The following is a 20,673-nucleotide window of genomic DNA, read 5'->3' as shown; positions in this document are numbered from 1 at the left end:
ATCCTCCTATCTGGGCGGGTGCCCACGACGCGCGGCCTCCGAAAAAGCCGACTACCGAGCCTGAAATTATGTTAGCGCGAACAAGATTGTCAAACGTTTCTCAGGCTGGACGGGCCGATCTATTCGTGATTGCGCTGAGACCGGAAAGAGGGAGTGGCCGAATGGCGGGGCGGAACACCGGGGACGCAGCGGGCGGGCGGAGCGCCGTGCGCATGGCCGAGGTGGCCGCGCTGGCCGGCGTTTCGACGATGACTGTATCCCGAGCCCTGCGGGATCCGAGCACCGTCACGGACGGGACGATGCGCCGGATCCGCAGTGCCATCGACGCCACTGGCTACGTGCCCAACCGCATCGCGGGCAGCCTGGCCTCACGCCGAAGCAACATCGTCGGGGTGATCGTGCCGAGCCTGCGCAATTCTCTCTTCGCCGAGACGATACAGGGCATCGCGGACGCGCTAGGCTCGGCCTACGACCTGATGATTGCCAATAGCGGTTATTCCCTGCCGGGGGAGGAAACGGCGATCCGGGCCTTCCTGGCCCAGCGCGTCTGCGGAATAGTGCTTCACAATGCCCGGCACACCCGCGAAAGCACCGACTTGCTACGCGAGGCCGGCATCCCCTGCATCGAGACCGGTAATCTAGTCTCCCGGCCCATTGACATGACAATTGGCTTCTCGAACCGGGAGGCCGCCCGTGCTATGACGGCCCATCTTGTCGCACGTCACTATCGGCGGATCGGCTTCGTCAGCCTTCCGGTCCGGGAGAATGACCGCGCCGCCGAGCGCCGGGCAGGCTACCTCGCCGCGCTCGCCGAGGCCGGAATAGAGGTGGATCCCTCACTCGTGCTGGAAAGCCCGCCCGGGTTGCGGGGCGGGGCCGAGGCTCTGGTGACGCTCATGGCACTTTCCCCACGCCCGGAGGCCGCCTTCCTGACCGGCGATGTGCTGGCGGTGGGCGCGCTTCTGGAGGCCAATCGGCGCGGCTGGTCCGTGCCGGGAGACATCGCTATCGCCGGCTCCGACGATAATGAGCTCCACAGCCAAGTCTCCCCTCCCCTCACCAGCCTTCGGTTCCCTCGTTACGAGATCGGTCGGCTCGCTGGCGTGATGCTGCTGGAACGCCTGCAGGGAAATACCCGGGCCCCGGCCATCGTAGATCTGGGGTTCGAGATCGTCGAACGCGCCAGCGTTTGACTTCTTACTTGTTCACTCCAGCCAACTCCGCCGGCGGTACCCCCGGAACAAATTCGCGCTTCCATCGCACATTGGGTTAGCGGTAACCTAACATGGCGCCGGTCCGCGCCGGAATCCAGCTAGGCCAAGTGCTTGGCTGAGTGAGCCACCGATGCAGCACGGACCAGACTGGACAGCCCAGCAAGGGTTGCTAGAGGGAGAGGAAAGACCGGAATGCTGAACCCCACCCGTCGTGAGCTACTTGTAGCCCCTGCCTTGCTGCTGTCCGGACGATCAGCCGTCGCTCAGCCCTGGACGCCGCGAACTATTCGCCTCCTCGTCCCCTATGCGCCCGGCGGCGGCACCGATGTTTTCGCCCGCGCCATGGCCGAAGGGCTTCGCCAGGTCCTGGGCCAGACCGTCGTGGTGGAGAACCGCGCCGGCGCGAACGGTTCCGTCGGGTCAGAGGCAGTCGCGCGCGCGGCTCCGGATGGCGAGCTCTTCCTGGTCGATACCGGAAGTCACACCATGAACACCTATGTCATGCCGTCCCTGCCCTACCAGATCCTTCGCGACTTTGCGCCGGTAGCTTTGCTCTCCCGCTTTCCGATGATGCTCATCGCGTCTGGAGTGTCGCCCTATCACGACGTGGCCGGTCTCGTGGCGGCGGCTCAGAAGGCACCGCGCACCATCAGCTTTGGTACTACGGACGCGGCAATCTCCTATGCGGGTAATCTCTTCACCCGTTTGGCAAAGGTTGAGATGGTCGAAGTGGCTTACCGCGGCGCCGGGCCGATGATGAATGACGTCATCGCCGGCCATCTGGCGACGAGCTGGAACAGCACTGTCGCCGCCTTGCCCCATGTGCAGGGCGGCCGAGTGCGGGCGCTGGGCGTGACCACGACCACGCGCTCTGCCTCGCTGCCCGAGGTGCCGACCCTGGCCGAGGCGGGTGTCGGAGGATATGAGTTTGCCGGCTGGTACGGGATGGTTGCCCCGGTCGGTCTTCCGCCCTCCATCGCTGAGCGGATGCATTCGGCAATTCTCCAGGCCCTTCAGATCCCTTCGGTCCGGGATAGGCTTCTGGCCATCGGCGCCGATCTGCAGGTGTTGGGGCCGGCGGACTTTGGAGCACTGCGAGTGGAGGAGGACGGACGTTGGGCGCATGCTTCCCGGGAGGGACTGATCACCCGAGCCCAGTGAGCGGCGGCGCCGAGGCGGGTAGCTATCCCGCCCGCGGGAACACGTTACGCTCCCTCGGGTGTAGAATCTGCGAGACTATCATCCAGGGTGACGTGCCCCCGTAGAAGCAGTCTGACCCTCTCCCGGGTTGGTGGACACCTTGGATAAGCTCCTGAGGGAGCGAGGTGTGCTGATGACGACCAAAACGCGACGCGAGTTCACAGAGGAGTCCAAGCGGGAGGCGGTGGGGCTGCTGGCGAACGTAGCGGCTGGTGTTTTGTAGCCAAGGGTTTTTCTCGGCCGGGTGTTGAGCTGCAGAGCAACTGCGTCGAGTGTCAAACGACACCGGAAACGCCCCCCTCGTGTTGCCCCAAGTCACAATGTTACCCAGCACTTTCATGTCGTTTCGCCAGAACATCCGGGCGGCGAGGTAGAGGGGCTCTCAGGCAGGTTGAACCTGCGGTTCTGGTAGCGACCGCGATGGCAAGGTTCCGAGCAGGACATCGCGCGCCATCACAGCGCGTCGCAGTTTCACAAACCGCTGTACCGTCCGCTTGTGCTCCAACCGAAACCGCACGGGGTCGGCCTCGCGCAGGCGCTCCAGAATCGCAACCGCCGACAGGGCGGGCTGCACCTCCAACCATGCGGTGATTTGCTCGCGGACCCCGTCCATGATGGAGGACCGCACCAGGGGCTTTCGCCGAATGTAGGAACGCCGGTGCGTGGGACGTCGCTCTCCTGCCGACCAGGCAACTTTCAGGCTCGCGGTGAACCGCTCCAGGTTCACAGGCGCCGGTTCTGCCGCCCGTTCCGCACCCGCTCCGCGTTCGTCCACGCGCTTGCCGAGATCGGCCTGCGCCGCCCGGATATCGCTGAAGAACCTCTTGCGCCACAGGCGCCGTCCACACATGAAGCGCTGCATCTGGCGCTCTCTGCGCCGCGTGGGCCGGTGCGAGTTCTCCGCCCGATTGTTGAGGTATCGCTGACCCGATGCCGCACCTCGGGCATCACCTCGCGATGTGCCACCCCATAGCTGCGCAGGCCGTCGGTAACGAGGCGCTTCGGCTTGTAGCGCAGTTCCTTCAACAGGCGCTTGAAGAAGCGCGTGGCCGCACTCGCGTTCCTACGGGGCTGCACGGGGATGTCGAGCACGACCCCATTCTGATCCACCGCCCGCCAGAGGTAGTGCAACTCGCCGTTGACCTTCAGGAACATGCCGTCCAAGTGCCAGGTGTCCCCGGGCCGTGGCCGGCGCTTGCGGAGCCTCCCGGCGAACTCGGTCCCGAACTTCAGCACCCAGCGCCGGATGCTCTCGTGCGTGACGAGGATGCCCCGCTCTGCCAGGATCAGCTCGATATCACGTAGGCTGAGGCTGAAGAGATGGTACAGCCACATGGCGTGCCGGATGACCTCGGCCGGAAAGCGATAGCCAGGGTAGGTGGCGGGCTCTGGCGTCATCCGGCCAGCTTCGCCCAGCCGCTTCGTTCCGGCCACCCTCCCCAACGTGACAATGCCCTTCAGACCATTGCTGAGCGCGGCCGCATGGGCTGGCAGCGGGCGTCTGGCTACAACTGGAGTGCTCTCGTCGAGGCCGACGTGTCGCGCTGGAAGCGGGTCATCGGTCCTGGCCTGCGGTCGCAAGCGGACGGGCGCCAAGCAACCGAAGTGGCGATCGCCGCCGAAGCGCTCAACCGCATGCTTGCCCTTGGACGCCCGGACTACGTCCGCATCGCCTGACCCGGCCTGTAGGCCGCGCTCAGTCCGTCTTCACCGCCGACCCGTGCAACAAGGTGGTGCAACACGGTCCCTCCTGGTCCATCCCGGCCAGCAGGCGGACAACGCGGCGGCCGATGAAGCCGGCGCCGCCCATGACGCAGATGGTCATGAACTCACTCCCCGAAGAGATTGTTGGTTGCGCCGGTTCGACCAGTCACGGCGCCGGCACCTCCCCAAGGAGGCCGCGCTCCTCCAGGAGCGGCTTGGCCACTAGCGCGGCCGAGAGCGCCGCAGGAAATCCGGCATAGACCGCGAGATGCGTGATCATCTCACTGATCTCGGCCGCGGTCACGCCGTTGGAGAGCGCCTTTTCAAGGTGCGAACGGAGCTGGTCGGTCTGGCGCAGGCCGATCAACGCGGCGATGGTCACCATGCTGCGGTCGCGTTTCGAGAGTTCGGGCCGCTCCCAGATGTCGTCGTAGACGACGGAGTCGATGAGTTCGATGAGCCGTGGAACTACAGCCCTAACCTTCTCCTTGGATGAGGACGGATTCGCCGTCGCGGATGGGTCTGGCATCCTTGCCTCCTTCGCTGTACAGGACCGGGTCGGGAGCGACGCGATCGCCGTCCCCTGACCGCCGGGCCAGCGTGAATCGCTGGTCCGCGTTACTTAGGCCGGACCGCCCAGGGGAACGCAGGGTCATTCTGCTGCCTGGGCTGCAATGCGGTACACACTCTGGGCCGTGTCGCAGTAGAGCGCTGCCTTCTCGGCCGCGGAGCAGCCCTGCGTGATCATCTTGAACGCGTTCCAGAGCCTGCGGTAGCTCCCGCTAACGCGGTCGGGCGGGAAGTTGCTCTCGAACATGCAGCGCTGCGTGCCAAACAGCTCGATGCAGGCGGCGATGTACGGCATCCAGGTGGTCGCCAGCTCCGCAGCGGTCGCGGGCACTGGCCGCTGGTCGAAACCGAAGCCGCAGCGGCGCGCGGAGAGGCCGCCGAGCTTCATCAGCATGTTCGGGCGTCGCGCCACCTCACCGACGAGCGACCGCCACTGCGAATAGGTCTCCTGCCGCGCGTAGCCCTGCAGGCCGAGCAGGCCTCCGCAGTGGTTCACGATAATCGTCGTGTTCGGAAAAGCGTCCGCTAGGTCGCACACGTCGAGCAACTGCGGATGATAGACAAGGGCGTCATAGAGGAGGCCGTGCCGGGCGAGCCGCGAGAAGCCGGCCCGGAACCGTGCATCCCGCAGGAGGCCTTCGGGCGCAGAGGGACGGGTGCCCGTGTTCACGGCGGGATCGGCATCCCAGTTTGCCGCGTTCCGAATGCCCCGGAGGCGGCCGCCGCTCGCGGCCGCTAGGGCCTCCAGCACTGGTTCCACCGCATCGCCGAGGACGAGCTCCGCGCCCCCAACGATGCCCGCGCAGATCCGGGTCGGGCCGTAGAGCCCGCTCTCGCTCATCGCGGCCATGCCGCCGGCGAATTCCGCCTCCCCCACCACCCGTAGGGCGGGCGGGCCACTTGGGCGAAGCATCGCGCCGCATTCGACATAGACGGATGCGAGGATGTTGTGGCCGCTCAAGGTGTCGGCCGCATACTCCTCGATAAGGTAGCGATGCCCAGTGTGCGCCCACAGGTGGTGGTGCGCATCGATGATGGGCAGATCGGGTTCGAGAACCGGCTCGCTGACCTCTCCCGTCACATCGGACATCGGCTTCGCCTCCCGGGTGCCAGGGCCGCCACGGGGATCAGCCGGACGACGTGGGCACGAAATCGCCCCTCGCGGCGGCCTCCCAGTCCGAGGCCTGGGCACGCAGCTGCGAGGATGGGCTGCTGGTCCTGAAATGCGGGGTTATGGCGGTCACCCCCGCATCGATTGGCAGGATGACGCCGGTGATCCAGCGCGCCTCGTCACTCGCGAGGAAAAGGATGCCGAAGGCGACGTCCCATCCCGTCCCCTCGGTCTTGATCGCGCCGGCGTTGCGGCGCGCCTCCCGAAAGCCCTCCGGCAGCCAGCCGCCGGCGGTGACGACGGGGGTGAACAGGAAGCCGGGGCAGATGCAGTTCACCCGGATGCCGTCCGGCCCGTGATTGCCGGCCATGGTGCGCGTCATGTTCAGCAGCGCGCCCTTCGACGTAGGGTAGAACAGGTTAGTGTGCCCGCCGATCATCCCCGTGATCGAGGAGATGTTGATGATCGATCCGCCGCCGCTCTTCTTCATCTCCGGCACGGCGTAGCGGGCCATGAGCACCATTGATGTGACGTTGAGGCGCATGCCGCGCTCCCAGGCCTCCAGATCGACGGTCGTGGCGTCCCCCGGCACGCGGGCCGTGCCGACATTGTTCACCAGAATGTCGAGCCGACCCCATTCCGCGACCGTCGCCTGGACGGCGGCGGCACAGGAAGCCGGGTCCATCACGTCGGCCTGGATCACGAGGCATTCGCCGCCGTCGTCCCGGATGATCCGGGCGGTCTCCTCCGCCGAGGCGCGGTTCACGTCCAGCAGGGCCACCTTCGCCCCGTGGCGCGCGAGGGCGAAGGCCGCGGCGCGCCCGTTGCCGAACCCTTCCGCGACCGAGCCGGCGCCGGTCACCATCGCGACCTTGCCGGCGACACGGTCGCCCTTCCGCACGGGAATATCCTGCAGCGCGTCCTGTTCCATGCCCGTTTCCTTCTCGCGTGATGTGGCCGGGTTACGGCCGGAATTGGCCGCTCCGGGCAACGGGAGCGTACCGAGGTCATTCCACCCGGGTGTTCGCCCCCAACTCGATCCTTGACCAGCGCGCGACTTCGGCGCTGATGAGCCGCCCGAATGCTTCCGGCGTGCCGGGCGTCGCGACGGCGGCCTCCCGGGCCAACTGCTCGCGCATGTCAGGTTGGACGAGTGCCGCGTTCAGCTCCGCGTTCAGCCGGGCCACGACGGCAGGCGGCGTGCCGGACGGCGCCATCAGTCCCCACCAATACTCGATCGTCGAGCCGGGCAGGCCGACCTCGGCCAGGGTCGGCAGCGCGGGCGCGTAGGCGGAGCGCTCCGGGCCGGTGACGACGATGCCGCGAATCTTCCCGCCTTCCAGCAAGGTCCTGGCCGAGGCGAAGCTCGCCAGCACCGCGGTCAGACGCCCGGCCATGAGGTCCACGAAGGCCGGTGCCGAGCCGCGATAGGGCACGTGAACGAGGCGGATCTGCGCCTCGGCGGCGATCATCTCGGTGGCCAGGTGGCTGAAGCTGGCGACGCCGGCGGAGCCGTAGCTGACCGTGTCCGGCCTGGAACGCGCCCGGGCGATCAGGTCTTCCATGGACCGGATCGGGGAGTCCTGTGCCACGACGATCACCGTCGGCGTCGACCCGATCTGGCCGATGGGAGCGAGGTCCTTCTCGAAATCATAAGGCAGGGTCTGGCCGGATCGGAGGTTGGCCATGTTCGCGGAGGACGCGAACAGCATCGTGTGGCCGTCGGGCGGCGCCTTCGCAACGGCCTCGGTCGCGATGATGCCGGCCGCGCCCGCCCTGTTATCCGCGATGACCGGCTGGCCGAGTGGCACCGAGAGCTTGCTGCCGAGCACGCGCGCGATCACGTCGGTGCCGCCGCCCGCCGCGAAGGGCACGAGCAGCCGGATCGGACGGTTCGGCCATCGTCCCTGGGCGTTCGCGCCGCGGGGTGCCGCCGTCATCCCCGCGCCGAGCATGGCGGCGGCCAGCGCATTGCGGCGGGTCATAGGATCGCGGCCACTCATGCGGGTCTCTCCTGTCCGGATTGCGATGATCGGCTTCTTCCCGGGCCAGCGTCTTGCGCTCGGGCGACGTGTTCCGCCGGCAGGATCGATCCGCCGGGCGCGGAGGATCGGTTGCCCCATGTTTGCCGTCGGACCGGGGATGCGGCCATGTCGGAGGGCTACTGAAGCCGGCCGGCGCGGGCGATCTCGGCCCAGCGCGCGGTGTCGGTTGCGATCAACTGCTGGAACGCATCCGCCCCCAGTTGCCCGGGAATCGCGCCTTCGCCCACCAGGAAGCGCTGCATGTCGGGTGTTCCGACCACCTGCTGCAGTGCCTCGTCCAACCGATCAACGACCGGGCGTGGAATTCCGGTGGGCCCGACGATGCCGTACCAGCTCGCCAGTTCCAGGTCGTAGCCGAGTTCGCGCGCCGTCGGCACGTTCGGGAAGTCGGGATGGCGCTCCGCCATAAAGACGGCGAGCAACCGCTGCTCGCCGGACAAGGTCGGGTTCTTCGCGCTGGCGATGGAGGGAAAGATCATCTCGATCCGGCCGCCGAGCATGTCGATGATGGCCGGCGCGATGCCGCGATACGGCACGTGCTCCAACTCGATGCCGGCGCGCAGGCCGAACAGCACGCCGGCGAGATGGTTCAGCCCGCCCGGTCCCGCCGAGCCGTAGCGCACCCCGCCCGGCGTCCCGCGCGCGGCGGTCACGACGTCGGCCAGCGTCCGATAGGGGCTGGTGCCGGCCACCGAGATCCCCATGGGCGAGACGGCGAGCAGCCGCACGGCCTGGAAGTCGCGGACCGGGTTGTACGGCACGGGCTGCACCGCCACGGTGACCGGCAGCGAGGCGCTCGCGATCAACAGCGTGTAGCCGTCGGGCGGCGACTGGGCGACGGCCGCGGCGCCGATCGTGCCGCCGGCACCGGGCCGGTTCTCGACGACGACGCTCACGCCGAGGATCGCCTGCAGCCCCACCGCGGCCGCGCGGGTGATCAGGTCGTTGCTGGCGCCAGGCGCGAAGGGTACCACGATGCGCACGGGACGGCGGGGCCAGGAAGCCTGCGCCCGAAGGGGCGTTGGCAGGCCGAAGGCGAGCGCGACGCCGAGCGCCGTGCGCCGCGGGATGTCGCGACGCGTCTTCGTCCGCATTCCTCCCTCCTCCGTCCGGGCTTTCCCGTCTGAGTGATCCCGTACGCGGGCTGAACGGTGACTGCCCGCTCGCGAGATCCTCTGCTGGCGATAAGGACCACACCCGTCATGGAGCGTCAAGTTAATGGTTGACCATACGCGATAGCGGGATCATATGGGGCGCAGAGAGGCCCTCCGGGGCCTCAAATCGGCACAGGCAGACTGCAGCAGACCGGCGGTTTCGCCCGGGTCATAAGTTCACCATTGAGGATAGGATCGCCTAAGATGTTCGCCGACGCGCCGGAACTGCTGGCGATCCAGGAAGGAGTGGCGGCCGTCTGCGGCCGCTTCGGTGACGAGTACTGGGCCCAGTGCGACCGGGAGGAACATTTCCCGACGGAGTTCCACCGCGCCATGGCGACCGATGGCTGGCTCGGCGTGACGATGCCGGAACGGTTCGGCGGTGCCGGCCTGGGCGTGCGGGAAGCAGCGACCGTGATGCACACGGTCGCCCGGCACGGCGCCATGACGGCCGCCTCCTCAATCCACATCAACATGTTCGGCCCGCACCCGGTCGTCGTTCACGGGAGCCCGGAACAACAGGAGCGCTGGCTCCCGCGCCTCGTGCGCGGCGAGGACCAGGTCTGCTTCGGCGTGACGGAGCCCAACGCTGGCCTCGACACGACGAGCATCACTACCTTCGCGAAGAGGGTGGAGGGCGGCTACCGGATCAGCGGGCGGAAGATGTGGACTACGACCGCCCAGGTCGCGAACAAGATCCTTCTCCTGACGCGGACGACGCCGAAGGCCGAGTGCGCGCGCCCGACCGACGGGATCACGCTCTTTTACACGGACCTCGACCGTTCGCAGATGGAAGTCCGGCGCATCCCGAAGCACGGGCGCGCGGCGGTCGACTCCAACGCCGTCTTCATCGACGACGTCTTCGTTCCGGAAGGGGATCGGGTCGGCGAGGAGGGGAAGGGCTTCCGCTATCTCCTGGACGGGCTGAACCCGGAGCGCATTCTGGTCGCGGCGGAAGCGATCGCGATCGGCGAGGCCGCGCTGCATCGAGCCGCGCAATACGCCCGAGACCGCACCGTCTTCAACCGCCCCATTGGCATGAACCAGGGGATCCAGCACCCCCTCGCGGAATGCTGGGTCAACCTCCAGGCGGCAATGCTCATGACCGAGCGGGCCGCCGAGCTGTATGACGGGAACCGGCCCTGCGGGGCCGAGGCCAACAGCGCGAAGCTGCTCGGCGCGCGCGCCGGCTACCAGGCCTGCCTGCAATCCGTGATGACTCACGGCGGCATGGGCTACGCCAAGGAGTATCACGTCGAGCGCCTGCTGCGTGAAGTCCTGCTGACACGCCTCGCGCCGGTGTCGGAGCAGATGATCCTCTGCTTCATCGCCGAACGGGTCCTCGACCTGCCTAAGTCCTACTGACCGACCAGTCCACCGGGAGGAACGATGAAGCCGCTAACGGGCATCAAGGTGCTTGACATGTCGCGCGTGCTCGCGGGCCCGCTTTGTGCCCAGGCGCTTGGGGATCTCGGCGCCGAGGTCATCAAGGTCGAGTCACTGGGCCTCGGTGACGAGACCCGTGGCTGGCCCCCCTTCAAGGGCAAGGGCCTTGGCGCGGTGTTTCTCTGCGTGAACCGCAACAAGCGCAGCATCGTCGTCGATCTGAAGACCGAGAAGGGCCAAGCGGTCATCCACGACTTGGCCCGCCGCGCCGACGTAGCGATCGAGAGCTTCAGCACTGGCGTCGCGGACAAGCTCCAGATCGATGCGCCGACACTCCAGTCGATCAACCCCCGCCTCGTACACTGTAGCATCTCGGGCTTCGGCCGCGAAGGACCGCTCCGGCAGGCCCCGGGCTACGACGTCATCCTGCAGGCCTTCGCCGGCGTGATGTCCATGACAGGCGACGAGGGCGGCGGCTATATCCGCAGCCCCATCTCGCCGATCGATCAGATGACCGGCACCCATGCGATCGTCGGCATCCTCGCAGCCCTGATGGAGCGCGGTCGGACCGGGAAGGGCGGCACGGTGAACGTCTCGCTCTTCGACACGGCCATGTCGCTCCAGCGCTACAACCTCCAGAGCTTCTGGCAGACGGGCGTGCAGCCGCCGAAATGCGGGTCCAGCCACGAATCCCTCTGCCCCTACCAGGCCTTTGAGGCTGCGGACGGCGCAATCATGATCGGTGTCGCCAACGACAACCTCTGGCGCAAGTTTTGCCGCATCGCGGGCCTGGACGAGATCGTGGACGATCCGCGCTTCCGCACCAACACCGACCGCGTCGCGCACCGGGCGGAGACGGTCGAGCGGGTCGGGGCGCGGATAGCCACCCAGCCCGTCGCCTTTTGGTACGCGGAGCTGTCGAAGGCCTCCGTTCCGTGCTCGCCGATCAACACGCTCGCGCAGCTCTTGGATCACCCGCACACCCGGAGCAGCGACGTCGTGGTCGAATACGAGCACCCGGTTGCCGGTCCGACGCGGAGCGTCGGCCAGCCCTACATCCTGGACGGCGGGCGGAGGACAGCGGGCTCGCCGCCGCCCACGCACGGCGAGCATACGCAGGAGATCCTGGAGGAATTGGGCCTGGCGGACTCGGAAATTGAGGCACTGCGCGCGGCCAAGATCGTGGCCTGAGAGAGGAGGAAGCCATGGCTCAGCCCAGGAAGGTCATTATCACCTGCGCCGTCACGGGCGCCATTCACACGCCGACCATGTCGCCCCAGCTCCCGGTGACAGCGCAGGAGATTGAGGACGCGGCGGTCGGCGCGATCGAGGCGGGCTGCGCCATCGTGCATCTGCATGCGCGCGATCCCATCACCGGGCGGCCGTCGCAGTCGGTGAACCTGTTCCGCGACTTCGTCGGCAAGATCAAAGGGCGCTGCAATGGGGTGATCAACCTCACCACCGGCGGCTCACCGGCGATGACGGTGGAAGAACGCCTCCAGCCCGCGCTGCAGCTCCGGCCGGAGGTGGCATCCCTCAACATGGGCTCGATGAACTTCGGGCTCTTCCCGATGCTCGGGAAGTACAAGGACTTCCGGCACGACTGGGAGCCGGCCTATCTCGAAGCCACCCGAGACATGGTCTTTCGGAACACCTTCCGGGACATCGAGTACATCCTCTCCTCCTGCGCCGACAACGGCACCCGATTCGAGTTCGAGTGCTACGACACGGCGCACCTGTACAACCTCGCGCACTTCCTTGATCGGGGCCTCGTCCGGGCCCCGCTCTTCGTGCAGACCGTGTTCGGCATCCTCGGTGGGATCGGCACGCATCCGGACGACGTCGCACACATGAAGCGGACGGCCGACCGGCTGTTCGGGGACAACTACGTCTGGTCCGTCCTCGGCGCCGGGCGCTTCCAGATGCCGATCGCGGCCAACGCCGCGGCCGCGGGCGGGAATGTCCGGGTGGGGCTTGAGGATTCGCTTTGGGACGGTCCCGGACGCCTGGCCGAGAGCAACGCGGCGCAGGTCCGGCGGGTCCGCTCGATCCTGGAAGACCTCTCGCTTTCCATCGCGACGCCCGACGAGGCCCGTCGCATCCTCTCCCTCAAGGGGTACGACAACGTCGGATTCTGATCGCCACCTGGAAGCGAGGAACGTCCCATGGCCGGACTCTATTACGAACAGCTCGAGGTTGGGCTGGTCATCCAGCACGCCATCCGCCGGACGCTGACCGAGATGGACAACGTCCTTTTCTCGGCGCTCACGCACAACCCAGCCGCCCTGCACCTGGACGAAGAGTACTGCAGGACCCAGACCGAGTTCGGGCAGCGCATTGTGAACAGCGCTTTCACGCTCGGTCTCGTCGTCGGCGTCTCCGTCGGAGATACGACCCTTGGAACGACGGTCGGCAACCTCGGCTTTGAGGAGGTCCGCTTTCCTGCCCCTCTCTTCCACGGCGACACCGTTCGGTCCGAGACGGAGGTGATCAGCCGGCGCGAGAGCGCGTCCCGCCCGAACGCGGGCATTGTCGTCTTCGAGCATCGCGGCTTCAACCAGTCCGACGTGCTCGTCGCCCGGATCCGCCGGACCGCCCTGATGCTGAAGCGACCTGTCGCCTGAATCAAGAACGCTGGGGAGGACGCCAATGATCGCACCAAGATCGTTCCTGTTCGTACCGGGGGACAGCGAGCGCAAGATGGCGAAGGCGGAAGGAACCGCCGCCCACGCCATCGTTCTCGACCTCGAGGACGCCGTTGCGACCGAGCACCTCGCGGCGGCCCGCGAGCTCGTTCGCGAGTATCTCCTTTCGCGGCGAGACCGGTCGCGGCAACAGATATGGGTCCGGATTAACCCGATCGAATCCGACAAGGCCCTCGCGGACCTCGCCAGGGTCGTGGCTGGCACCCCCGACGGCCTGCTCCTCCCAAAATGCGGGTCCGGCCAGGACATTGCCCGGCTCCATCACTACCTGACCGCGCTCGAAATCCGGGAAGGCGTCCCCAAGGGCGCGATCCACATCGTGGCGGTCGCGACGGAAACGCCCGGCTCGCTCTTCGAATTCGGAACCTACCGGGGCGCGAGCGGCCGGCTGCATGGCTTGACCTGGGGCGCCGAGGACCTTTCCACCGCCGTCGGCGCGACGACGAACAAAGGTGATGACGGGGCCTACGGCTTCACCTACCAGATGGCGCGCAGCCTCTGCCTGCTCGGGGCGAAGGCCGCCGGTGTCCACGCGATCGACTCCATCCTGCCGAATTTCCGCGACGCGGGGGCGCTCGCACAGGAGGTCCGACGGGCCCGGCAGGACGGCTTCAACGCTAAATTTGCCATCCATCCTGACCAGGTCGCGGTCATCAACGCCGGTTTTCGCCCGGACGCGGACGAGATCGCGCGCGCCCGGGAGATCGTCGCGGCCTTCGAGGCGTCGGGCGGCGTCGGCGCGTTCCAGGTCCGGGGCCTGATGATGGACCGACCGCACCTCACCCAGGCGCTCGCCATTCTGGAATCCGCGGAACCCGAGAGTTCCGCCGACGCCGGCCGCCCGAGGGAGCTGGCACGATGATCACGCGCCGCGCGCTCGGCGCGCTGACGGCATCGCTGCCGGCCGCCAAGACCGTCCAGGCCCAGGAGGTCTATCCGTCGTCGCGCCCCATCACCATTGTGGTGCCCTTCGGCGCCGGCGCCGGCACCGGGACGGACGTGATCACCCGCGTTATCGCCGAGGAGATGGCGAGGAGCCTGCGGACGAGCATCATCATCGACAACAAGGCCGGCGCCAGCGGCCAGCTCGGGACCGAGTTCGTCGCGCGCGCTCGGCCCGAAGGCTACACGCTCCTCGTCGGCACCAACTCGACCCATTCGGGCAACCCCTTCCTCTTCCGGAATCTCCGCTACGATCCGGTGTCGGGCTTCACGCCGATCGGGCGGATGACGATCAACCCGCTAGCCTTCCTCGTCCGGGCGGAATCGCCCTTCCGGACCGCCGCTGACCTGCTCGGCCACGCGCGGGCGAATCCGGGCCGGCTTAGCTACGGCTACGGCAACACGGGCGGGCAGGTTTCGGCCGCCATGCTCGTGAATATGGGCCGGATTGATGCGCTGGCCGCGCCTTACCGGACGACACCGCAGGCCTTCGCCGATCTCATGGGCGGGCGGATCGACTTTACCTTCGTGGACATCGCCGCCTCGCAGGAACTGATCGAGAGCGGCAAGCTTCGCGCCCTGGCCGTGACCGGCAACGACCGCTTCCCCACCCTGCCGGACGTTCCCCCGCTACGCGAGACGCCCGGCCTAGAGGAGTTCTCCCTCTTCGCCTGGCTCGGCCTTTTGGCACCCGCGGGGACACCCGAACCGGTCGTGACACGGCTGAACGCGGAGCTGCGCGCTGCGCTGGAGAGGCCCGACGTTCGCGGGCACCTCCAGCAGCGGACCGGCTCGGTCGTCGAGCCGACGACCGTGGCCGAATTCACGGCCTTCATGGCCGCCCAGCGCGAGCTCTGGCGGCGCCGGATCGGAGAGGCCGGCGTCCAGCCTGAATAAGGCCAGCGGCGGGCACCGCGCCCGCAGCGCGGGCCACTGCCTGGAATAACGAAGGAGCCAGGGACGGCCCCTTCGCTCATTGGGAAACGAAGCGGCCGAGGGCCTACCGGGGAGAATACATTGTGATGTGTGGCCGCCGAAAGCTGTTGCTGAAAGGTGCGCTCGGGCTAGGGGCACCTCTCCTGCCCCTGGCATGGCCAGCCCTCGCGCAGGGCTACCCGAGCCGGCCCGTGACGATCGTCGTCCCGAGCTCCGCCGGTGCCCCCTCCGACATCATCGCACGGCACCTGGCGCAATCCATGGCCGCGCAATCCCGAGGGACTTTCGTCACGGACAGCCGGCCCGGCGCGAATGGGATCCTGGGGGTGCGGGCGGTGCTGAGCGCCCCGGCCGATGGCCACACTCTGCTGTTTACCACCATGTCCCCGATGGTGCTGAACCGCTACTTGGTCCGGACACTCCCTTACGACGCGCAGGCTGACTTCGTCCCAATCGGCCTCATGGCGCGGAGCACGATGTGGCTTTCGGTACCCCGCGCCTCCCGCTTCCAGAGCGCCCAGGAGCTGATTGACTTCGCAAAGCGGGAGCCATCGCGGCTCAACTACGGCTATGCCACGGCCGTGCCGCAACTCGCGGCCAGCATGCTGGAGCAGCTGACAGGGGCACGCGTCACCCTTGTGTCGTACCGGGCTCACACGGCGATGGTGACTGCCCTCGTGACCGGCGAGCTGGATGTCAGCATCACCGACACCGCGAGCCTTGCCCCCTTTGTCGAATCCGGACAGGCGCGGCCGCTAGCCTCCACGGCCCCCGCCCGGCTTCCCCAGTACCCGAACATCCCGACTTTCCGGGAGCTCGGCGTGGAGTACGACCTTGTCGCTTGGCACGGAGTCTTCGTGCGCCGCGGAACCCCGCCAGAGGTGGTCGCCCGCCTTACGGAGCTGCTGGCAGCCGCCGCGCGCGCGCCTGAGCTACGGGCCTATCTCTCCGCTAACGCCCTCGACGACTACTTCGTGAACGGGCCGGATGCCGCCCAGCAAGTGGAAGCCGACGTCGAGCGCTGGGGCAGGGTCACCCGGGATGCTGGCGTGGTCCCGAATTGAGGACCCCCACCGGAGCGGCGATGCAATGACGTCCCTTGACGGAACGCTCTGGCGTCTGATGGAGAGCCGTGGCTGGGATGATGCCGGACAGCCCCTGCCTGCCCCCTACGGCAGGAACCCGATTGGTCAGATCAGCTTCTCCGACGGACGCATGCTGGCTGCGCTGTGCAACGGTGACCCCGGGACATCAGATCCCAGCCGCGGGTTCAGTTCCTATGGCGGCCGGTACAGCTTCGACGGGGATACGCTGGAGGTCGTCGTGGACATGGCGTCGGACCGCTCGCGCATCGGTGGCCGGCAGGTCCGGGGCGTCGTAATGCTGACCGCCGTGCGGATGCTGCTGCGCCCGCCGCCGCGCCTCTACGGGACGGACCACCAGCGGCGGGAGCTGGTATGGGGCTGCGTTTGGCGCGCCGTGGCTCCGGACGGCGCACCATCACCCCCGACAGGCGACGCATGAGCGCGGACAGCGGCACCAGCGTGGTTGAGCCCGACCTGCCGGTCATCGACAGCCACCACCATCTCTGGGTCCACCACGGCGATCGCTACCTGATCGAGGAGTTCGCGGCGGATGCCGCCAGCGGGCACCGGATCGTCGCGAGCGTGTTCGTGGAATGCGGCGCGATGCTCCGCCGGCACGGCCCGCCGGAGTTCCGCACGGTCGGCGAAGTGGAGTTCGCCGCCGGGATTGCTGCGATGAGCGAGAGTGGCCTTTACGGCCCCACGCGCATCTGCGCCGCCATCATCGGCCGGGCCGACCTCCAGGTGGGCGCGCGCGTCGGAGAGGTGCTGGATGCGCTCGCCGCCGCGGGGGGTGGCCGTTTCAGGGGAATCCGCTCACCCACGGTCTGGGACGCGGACCCGGCCCTCAACCTTGGCGTCCGGCCCTATGCCCCGCCCGGGCTGCTACTCGATCCGACCTACCGGGAGGGCTTCGCCCGCCTCGCCGAAAGGGACCTCGTCTACGAGGCTTGGCAGTTCTTCCCGCAATTGCCCGATCTCTGCGGCCTCGCCGACGCGTTTCCGGAGACCGCGATCGTTGTGAACCACTGCGGTGGCCTCGTCGGCCTCAACGCCTATGCGGGGCTAGAGACCTTCCCGCGCTGGAAGGCCTTCGTGACCGAGGTCGCGCGCCGCCCGAACACGCTGATGAAGATCGGTGGCCTCTCCGGAAGGCGCTGCGGCTTCGGCTTGCAGGAACGCGCAACGCCGCCCGCGGCCGAAGACCTCGCCCGGTTATGGCGCCCTTATGTCGAGACCTGCATCGAACTCTTCGGACCCTCACGCTGCCTGTTCGAAAGCAACTTTCCGCCCGACCGGGCCGCTGGAAGCTACCGGACGGTCTGGAACGGGCTGAAGCTCGCCGTCGCCGGCTGCTCGGCCGAGGAGAAGCGGGACCTGTTCAGCGAGACGGCCCGCCGCGTGTACCGGCTGGACCTGCCATGACACCGATCCGATCGTGCTAACGGAGCGTTATTCGATGAGCGAGACTTCACGGCCTGCCGTGGGCTTCATCGGCCTCGGCATCATGGGCGCCGCTATGGCGGCGAACCTCCAACGGGCGGGCTACGCCCTGGTGGTCCACGACATCCGGCGGGAGGCGGCGAAGCCTCATCTCCAGGCCGGCGCGACCTGGGCGTCCTCCCCGCGGGAGGTGGCGGAACGAAGCGACGTGGTCCTGTCCTGCCTCCCGAGTGTCGCGGTGATCGAGGCCGTAGCCCTTGGGTATCAGGGCATTCTCGAAGGAACTCGGGCAGGCCAAGCCTATTTCGAAATGTCGACGAACACGCCCGCCCTCATCCGAAGACTGCACGCCGCATTCTTGGAGCGGGGCGCCCATCTGCTGGATGCGCCGATCAGCGGCGGTGCGTTAGGGGCGGAGCGAGGCCGCCTTGGCATCTGGGTCGGCGGAGACCGCGACGCCTTCGACCGCTTCGAGCCGGTGCTCCGGGCTATGGGCGACAAGCCCGTGCATGTCGGGACCGTTGGGACCGGCCTGGTGACGAAGCTCGTCCACAACTGCACGAGCCAGGCGACCCAGGCCGCCATCGCCGAGGTCTTCGTGCTCGGCGTCAAGGCGGGTGCGGACCCCGTCGCCCTCTGGGAGGCGGTGAGGCAAGGGTCCATCGGCCGCCGGCGGACCTTCGACGGCTTGGTCGACGAGTTCCTTCCGGCGAACTTCGACCCGCCCCATGCGGCCCTCCGGATCATCCTGAAGGACATGCTGATCGCGACCGACCTCGGCCGCGAACTCGGTGTCCCGATGCGGATCTCTCAGCTTGCCCTGGCCGACATCCAGGAAGCCATGAACCGCGGCTGGGCGGAGCGCGATTGCCGGTCGGTGATGCTGCTGCCGCAGGAACGCGCCGGGGTTGCCATCAAGGTCGAACCGGCAGCTATAGAGAGGGTTCTAGACCGCGACCCGCCGGCCCCCACTGACACGAAGAGAGGCAACGGTTGAGCGCCGCGCACCTGCAGTAATGGCCAGACTGTGCCCAAGCTGGCAGGCCAGGAATCCAGCGCGTGGCCATCGGAGACCATCACAGAATGCCGCACCACAAGCACCTAAAAATCTAACGGCCAATGGTTGATCACTGTGCCGCTCTGTCCTAACATAATTGGCTAACGATCTCACGGCCATGACTGATGACGGTGGCCTAAAAACAGGTGTCTGGCTTGCGTAGAGGACAGCGTCGAAGCAGTCGGAGTTGTCCGTTGGTTCTGCGCAGGCGGTCCAGAAGCTTGGTGATGAGAAATCGTCCAGGGCGCAAACGTCAGCACAGCCGCTTGGAGGATTAAGTGGCCGAAGCCGCGAGCGACAAACGCATCACCGTCCAGCGGATCTCTGCTCCTAAGCCATACGATCTTCTGGCGGAGCAACTAAGAGAACGGATCCTTCGCGGCGAGATTCCGGAAGGAGCACCGCTCCCCGCCGAGCGAGAACTCGTCATTCAGACCGGCCTCACGCGTGGTTCTGTTCGGGAAGCATTGCGTGTGTTGGCAGTGGAAGGCCTAATTCAAACGCGCCCTGGGCGATACGGCGGAAACATCGTTACGCTTCCCGGCAGTGACTCCATGTCGGAGACAATCACACGATTCGTTCGTGGCCGAAAACTTTCCTTGCGAGCGTTACATGAGACCCGAGAAGCTCTGGAGCCGGCGCTTGCTCGCTTCGCTGCCCTCCGTCGCACTGATGAGAACCTTCGAGAATTGAAGGCACTTCATGAACGTCTCACTGCATGCACAAACGACCTGCGCGAGTTCTCGCTTACAAATGTCCGATGGCATTGCGCTGTCGCGCGGGCAAGTGGCAATGAACTTCTCTCGGCCGTTCTGGATGCGCTCTCATATGGCGTGCATGTTTCCACCACTACAGAGGAATATGACACACCGGAGACCCGGCAAGATGTAATCCGCATTCACTCTCGAATCATGCGCGCAATTGAAGATGGTAATGCCGACGAGGCAGAGCGGAGAATGCGGGAGCATATCACAGCAACTCACTCGCGATCTATTGCGAAGGATCGAAAGACAATTCCCCTCTCTGCCCCGTCGCGGCAGCCTCGGCAGAAGCGAAATGCCGGTCCAAGCCAGACCGCAAACACTGGTGCTGATAGTTAAAGGCGGTAGTTGCACCATCTGTGCGTGCTATCTGCACTCTTCGTCGTGCCCAGCCATCCGACAAGTATGTTGGTTCTGTCAGCGCTCGCGCCAAGGCGGGCGCGGGAGGGACGCGGTGCGTGCTTCCGGCCTACGCCGCCTGCAGAATGGTAAGCGCGGCAGTTGCACGACGGAGGTGGAGGAGACGCCGGCGGTTGAAGGCAACATGCTGGCCGTGACGGGTGCTGGGCCGGAGATGGTTGCGCAGTTCGTCGTAGCCTCGACAGAACCTCGCGGCCGCATCGAACTCCTTGAGGCCGCGCATACATCGGATCCGCCCTTTGATGCCCCGGTGGTCCTGTTCCAGGCTGTTGTTCTTGTAGACACTGGTCCGGTGCTTCGCGCGCAGTTGATGCCGCCGGAAGGTAGTGGTGCCGCCCTCCTGGAGCTCTCCCGTCCCGAATGCGGGACAGTGGTGCGGACGCAGTCCCGCCGGATGTGAGGTTTACAGGGGAGACCCTGACAGGATGAGAGCTCTGCCTTGGACGATGTTGAAACCGCGCCACGGCGCTCAAGTGGGAATGATCACGCCATGACATAGCTTGACGAAGACGCCCCCATGTGAGGCCGGACACATGACCGCACCCGACCGCCGCGCCACAACGTCACATCCCCCTTGCGGCGAAGGTGCCGTCCACACAAGTCTCTGAGACACGTCCAAGCCACATAGAGAACCATCACACCCTCCGTCAGAATGGAACCGGAGCGAGCCTAATACCAAATCCCACTGCTCAGAACCCATGAGCCCAGTCGCGTAGTCCGATGTTCATGATGGTCCAGGGCTGATCGATGAGCCTGTTCCAGGCATGGCAGCAGTGGTCGAGGATGTCATCGTAGGATCGGAATATTCGGTTCGACAGCCAGTTGTCGCGGAGGAACTGCCACATGTTCTCGATCGTTTTTCCATGATGCCTCTCTATTCTGGGTTCCTGTGGGGCACTGGCGGGGGTGGCGGCTCGGCGGTACCGGGTCCGAGCTGAGC

The 20,673-nt window shown here is 66.7% G+C and carries 23 protein-coding genes and 1 pseudogene; 14 read left to right on the top strand and 10 right to left on the bottom strand.

Features of this window, described 5'->3' with window-relative positions:
* Positions 1-212: 212 nt before the first annotated feature.
* Complete coding sequence (locus tag FHS87_RS21315) at positions 213-1,193, top strand: LacI family DNA-binding transcriptional regulator (protein ID WP_184521391.1); 981 nt, start codon at positions 213-215, stop codon at positions 1,191-1,193.
* 213 nt (positions 1,194-1,406) lie between these two features.
* Entirely contained in the window at positions 1,407-2,375 is a 969-nt protein-coding gene (locus tag FHS87_RS21310; RefSeq protein ID WP_184521389.1) for a Bug family tripartite tricarboxylate transporter substrate binding protein, read from the top strand.
* A gap of 421 nt (positions 2,376-2,796) precedes the next feature.
* On the opposite strand, the gene FHS87_RS23505 is transcribed toward FHS87_RS21310, so the two are convergent.
* Both FHS87_RS23505 and FHS87_RS23500 read right to left on the bottom strand, forming a co-directional pair.
* Positions 2,797-3,027, bottom strand: a complete 231-nt coding sequence (locus FHS87_RS23505) for a hypothetical protein (RefSeq protein WP_221300240.1) — start codon at positions 3,025-3,027, stop codon at positions 2,797-2,799.
* 110 nt (positions 3,028-3,137) lie between these two features.
* Complete coding sequence (locus FHS87_RS23500; protein WP_221300238.1) at positions 3,138-3,812, bottom strand: IS6 family transposase; 675 nt, start codon at positions 3,810-3,812, stop codon at positions 3,138-3,140.
* 84 nt (positions 3,813-3,896) lie between these two features.
* Here FHS87_RS23500 and FHS87_RS21300 point away from each other — a divergent pair, with 84 nt between their 5' ends.
* Positions 3,897-4,091, top strand: coding sequence for a hypothetical protein (locus FHS87_RS21300; RefSeq protein ID WP_184521387.1), 195 nt, complete (start codon positions 3,897-3,899; stop codon positions 4,089-4,091).
* A gap of 19 nt (positions 4,092-4,110) precedes the next feature.
* Here the strand turns inward: FHS87_RS21300 and FHS87_RS24355 are convergent, their stop codons facing one another.
* The 6 genes from FHS87_RS24355 to FHS87_RS21275 all read right to left on the bottom strand — a co-directional run bounded on the left by FHS87_RS24355 (position 4,111) and on the right by FHS87_RS21275 (position 8,938).
* On the bottom strand, positions 4,111-4,239 hold the full coding sequence (locus FHS87_RS24355; protein ID WP_281394565.1) for a hypothetical protein: 129 nt from the start codon (positions 4,237-4,239) through the stop codon (positions 4,111-4,113).
* A 45-nt stretch (positions 4,240-4,284) separates the two neighbouring features.
* Positions 4,285-4,647, bottom strand: a complete 363-nt coding sequence (locus FHS87_RS21295; protein WP_184521385.1) for a carboxymuconolactone decarboxylase family protein — start codon at positions 4,645-4,647, stop codon at positions 4,285-4,287.
* A gap of 123 nt (positions 4,648-4,770) precedes the next feature.
* Positions 4,771-5,778: an amidohydrolase family protein gene (locus FHS87_RS21290; RefSeq protein ID WP_184521383.1), complete on the bottom strand. Its 1,008-nt coding sequence runs from the start codon at positions 5,776-5,778 to the stop codon at positions 4,771-4,773.
* Between the two features lie 37 nt (positions 5,779-5,815).
* On the bottom strand, positions 5,816-6,730 hold the full coding sequence (locus FHS87_RS21285) for an SDR family NAD(P)-dependent oxidoreductase (RefSeq protein ID WP_184521382.1): 915 nt from the start codon (positions 6,728-6,730) through the stop codon (positions 5,816-5,818).
* A gap of 76 nt (positions 6,731-6,806) precedes the next feature.
* Complete coding sequence (locus FHS87_RS21280; protein ID WP_184521380.1) at positions 6,807-7,802, bottom strand: tripartite tricarboxylate transporter substrate binding protein; 996 nt, start codon at positions 7,800-7,802, stop codon at positions 6,807-6,809.
* 158 nt (positions 7,803-7,960) lie between these two features.
* Positions 7,961-8,938, bottom strand: a complete 978-nt coding sequence (locus FHS87_RS21275; RefSeq protein WP_184521378.1) for a Bug family tripartite tricarboxylate transporter substrate binding protein — start codon at positions 8,936-8,938, stop codon at positions 7,961-7,963.
* A 264-nt stretch (positions 8,939-9,202) separates the two neighbouring features.
* On the opposite strand from FHS87_RS21275, the gene FHS87_RS21270 reads away from it, so the two are divergent.
* The 11 genes from FHS87_RS21270 to FHS87_RS21220 all read left to right on the top strand — a co-directional run bounded on the left by FHS87_RS21270 (position 9,203) and on the right by FHS87_RS21220 (position 19,652).
* On the top strand, positions 9,203-10,363 hold the full coding sequence (locus FHS87_RS21270) for an acyl-CoA dehydrogenase family protein (RefSeq protein WP_184521376.1): 1,161 nt from the start codon (positions 9,203-9,205) through the stop codon (positions 10,361-10,363).
* A 24-nt stretch (positions 10,364-10,387) separates the two neighbouring features.
* Positions 10,388-11,575, top strand: coding sequence for a CaiB/BaiF CoA transferase family protein (locus FHS87_RS21265; protein ID WP_184521374.1), 1,188 nt, complete (start codon positions 10,388-10,390; stop codon positions 11,573-11,575).
* Positions 11,576-11,589: 14 nt separating this feature from the next.
* Positions 11,590-12,522: a BKACE family enzyme gene (locus FHS87_RS21260; RefSeq protein ID WP_184521372.1), complete on the top strand. Its 933-nt coding sequence runs from the start codon at positions 11,590-11,592 to the stop codon at positions 12,520-12,522.
* Positions 12,523-12,549: 27 nt separating this feature from the next.
* Positions 12,550-13,008: a MaoC family dehydratase gene (locus FHS87_RS21255; RefSeq protein ID WP_184521370.1), complete on the top strand. Its 459-nt coding sequence runs from the start codon at positions 12,550-12,552 to the stop codon at positions 13,006-13,008.
* A gap of 25 nt (positions 13,009-13,033) precedes the next feature.
* The gene (locus FHS87_RS21250; RefSeq protein WP_184521368.1) at positions 13,034-13,951 is read left to right on the top strand and encodes an HpcH/HpaI aldolase/citrate lyase family protein; all 918 of its coding nucleotides are present in this window, start codon (positions 13,034-13,036) and stop codon (positions 13,949-13,951) included.
* Positions 13,948-14,928 carry a Bug family tripartite tricarboxylate transporter substrate binding protein gene (locus FHS87_RS21245; RefSeq protein WP_184521366.1) on the top strand — a complete coding sequence of 327 codons (981 nt, stop codon included), beginning with the start codon at positions 13,948-13,950 and terminating at the stop codon, positions 14,926-14,928. The genes FHS87_RS21250 and FHS87_RS21245 overlap by 4 nt, the downstream gene beginning before the upstream one ends.
* 230 nt (positions 14,929-15,158) lie before the next feature.
* A complete protein-coding gene (locus FHS87_RS21240; RefSeq protein WP_184521364.1) occupies positions 15,159-16,031 on the top strand; it encodes a Bug family tripartite tricarboxylate transporter substrate binding protein in 873 nt (290 codons plus the stop codon).
* 25 nt (positions 16,032-16,056) lie between these two features.
* Positions 16,057-16,491: a lipocalin-like domain-containing protein gene (locus tag FHS87_RS21235; RefSeq protein WP_184521362.1), complete on the top strand. Its 435-nt coding sequence runs from the start codon at positions 16,057-16,059 to the stop codon at positions 16,489-16,491.
* Complete coding sequence (locus FHS87_RS21230; protein WP_184521360.1) at positions 16,488-17,477, top strand: amidohydrolase family protein; 990 nt, start codon at positions 16,488-16,490, stop codon at positions 17,475-17,477. Before FHS87_RS21235 ends, FHS87_RS21230 begins: the two co-directional genes overlap by 4 nt.
* Before the next feature lie 34 nt (positions 17,478-17,511).
* Complete coding sequence (locus FHS87_RS21225) at positions 17,512-18,492, top strand: NAD(P)-dependent oxidoreductase (RefSeq protein ID WP_184521358.1); 981 nt, start codon at positions 17,512-17,514, stop codon at positions 18,490-18,492.
* Between the two features lie 338 nt (positions 18,493-18,830).
* Positions 18,831-19,652, top strand: a complete 822-nt coding sequence (locus tag FHS87_RS21220; protein WP_184521356.1) for a FadR/GntR family transcriptional regulator — start codon at positions 18,831-18,833, stop codon at positions 19,650-19,652.
* Between the two features lie 130 nt (positions 19,653-19,782).
* On the opposite strand, the gene FHS87_RS24705 is transcribed toward FHS87_RS21220, so the two are convergent.
* Positions 19,783-19,977: a hypothetical protein gene (locus FHS87_RS24705; RefSeq protein ID WP_376766450.1), complete on the bottom strand. Its 195-nt coding sequence runs from the start codon at positions 19,975-19,977 to the stop codon at positions 19,783-19,785.
* Between the two features lie 445 nt (positions 19,978-20,422).
* A pseudogene (locus FHS87_RS21210) lies at positions 20,423-20,673 on the bottom strand (hypothetical protein); the annotation flags it as partial.

It is taken from the genome of Muricoccus pecuniae (genome assembly GCF_014199205.1).
GTDB classification, from domain to species: Bacteria; Pseudomonadota; Alphaproteobacteria; order Acetobacterales; family Acetobacteraceae; genus Roseomonas; species Roseomonas pecuniae.
This window is presented reverse-complemented; position numbering and strand designations above follow the sequence as displayed.

Coding starts and splice junctions, on each gene's coding strand:
- FHS87_RS21290 (WP_184521383.1), bottom strand. CDS start 5,778: ATGTCCGATGTGACGGGAGAGGTCAGCGAGCCGGTTCTCGAACCCGAT.
- FHS87_RS23505 (WP_221300240.1), bottom strand. CDS start 3,027: ATGGACGGGGTCCGCGAGCAAATCACCGCATGGTTGGAGGTGCAGCCC.
- FHS87_RS21255 (WP_184521370.1), top strand. CDS start 12,550: ATGGCCGGACTCTATTACGAACAGCTCGAGGTTGGGCTGGTCATCCAG.
- FHS87_RS21245 (WP_184521366.1), top strand. CDS start 13,948: ATGATCACGCGCCGCGCGCTCGGCGCGCTGACGGCATCGCTGCCGGCC.
- FHS87_RS23500 (WP_221300238.1), bottom strand. CDS start 3,812: ATGACGCCAGAGCCCGCCACCTACCCTGGCTATCGCTTTCCGGCCGAG.
- FHS87_RS21225 (WP_184521358.1), top strand. CDS start 17,512: ATGAGCGAGACTTCACGGCCTGCCGTGGGCTTCATCGGCCTCGGCATC.
- FHS87_RS21235 (WP_184521362.1), top strand. CDS start 16,057: ATGACGTCCCTTGACGGAACGCTCTGGCGTCTGATGGAGAGCCGTGGC.
- FHS87_RS21295 (WP_184521385.1), bottom strand. CDS start 4,647: ATGCCAGACCCATCCGCGACGGCGAATCCGTCCTCATCCAAGGAGAAG.
- FHS87_RS21300 (WP_184521387.1), top strand. CDS start 3,897: ATGGGCTGGCAGCGGGCGTCTGGCTACAACTGGAGTGCTCTCGTCGAG.
- FHS87_RS21285 (WP_184521382.1), bottom strand. CDS start 6,730: ATGGAACAGGACGCGCTGCAGGATATTCCCGTGCGGAAGGGCGACCGT.
- FHS87_RS21280 (WP_184521380.1), bottom strand. CDS start 7,802: ATGAGTGGCCGCGATCCTATGACCCGCCGCAATGCGCTGGCCGCCGCC.
- FHS87_RS21230 (WP_184521360.1), top strand. CDS start 16,488: ATGAGCGCGGACAGCGGCACCAGCGTGGTTGAGCCCGACCTGCCGGTC.
- FHS87_RS21265 (WP_184521374.1), top strand. CDS start 10,388: ATGAAGCCGCTAACGGGCATCAAGGTGCTTGACATGTCGCGCGTGCTC.
- FHS87_RS21310 (WP_184521389.1), top strand. CDS start 1,407: ATGCTGAACCCCACCCGTCGTGAGCTACTTGTAGCCCCTGCCTTGCTG.
- FHS87_RS21260 (WP_184521372.1), top strand. CDS start 11,590: ATGGCTCAGCCCAGGAAGGTCATTATCACCTGCGCCGTCACGGGCGCC.
- FHS87_RS21315 (WP_184521391.1), top strand. CDS start 213: ATGGCCGAGGTGGCCGCGCTGGCCGGCGTTTCGACGATGACTGTATCC.
- FHS87_RS21250 (WP_184521368.1), top strand. CDS start 13,034: ATGATCGCACCAAGATCGTTCCTGTTCGTACCGGGGGACAGCGAGCGC.
- FHS87_RS21275 (WP_184521378.1), bottom strand. CDS start 8,938: ATGCGGACGAAGACGCGTCGCGACATCCCGCGGCGCACGGCGCTCGGC.
- FHS87_RS21270 (WP_184521376.1), top strand. CDS start 9,203: ATGTTCGCCGACGCGCCGGAACTGCTGGCGATCCAGGAAGGAGTGGCG.
- FHS87_RS24355 (WP_281394565.1), bottom strand. CDS start 4,239: ATGACCATCTGCGTCATGGGCGGCGCCGGCTTCATCGGCCGCCGCGTT.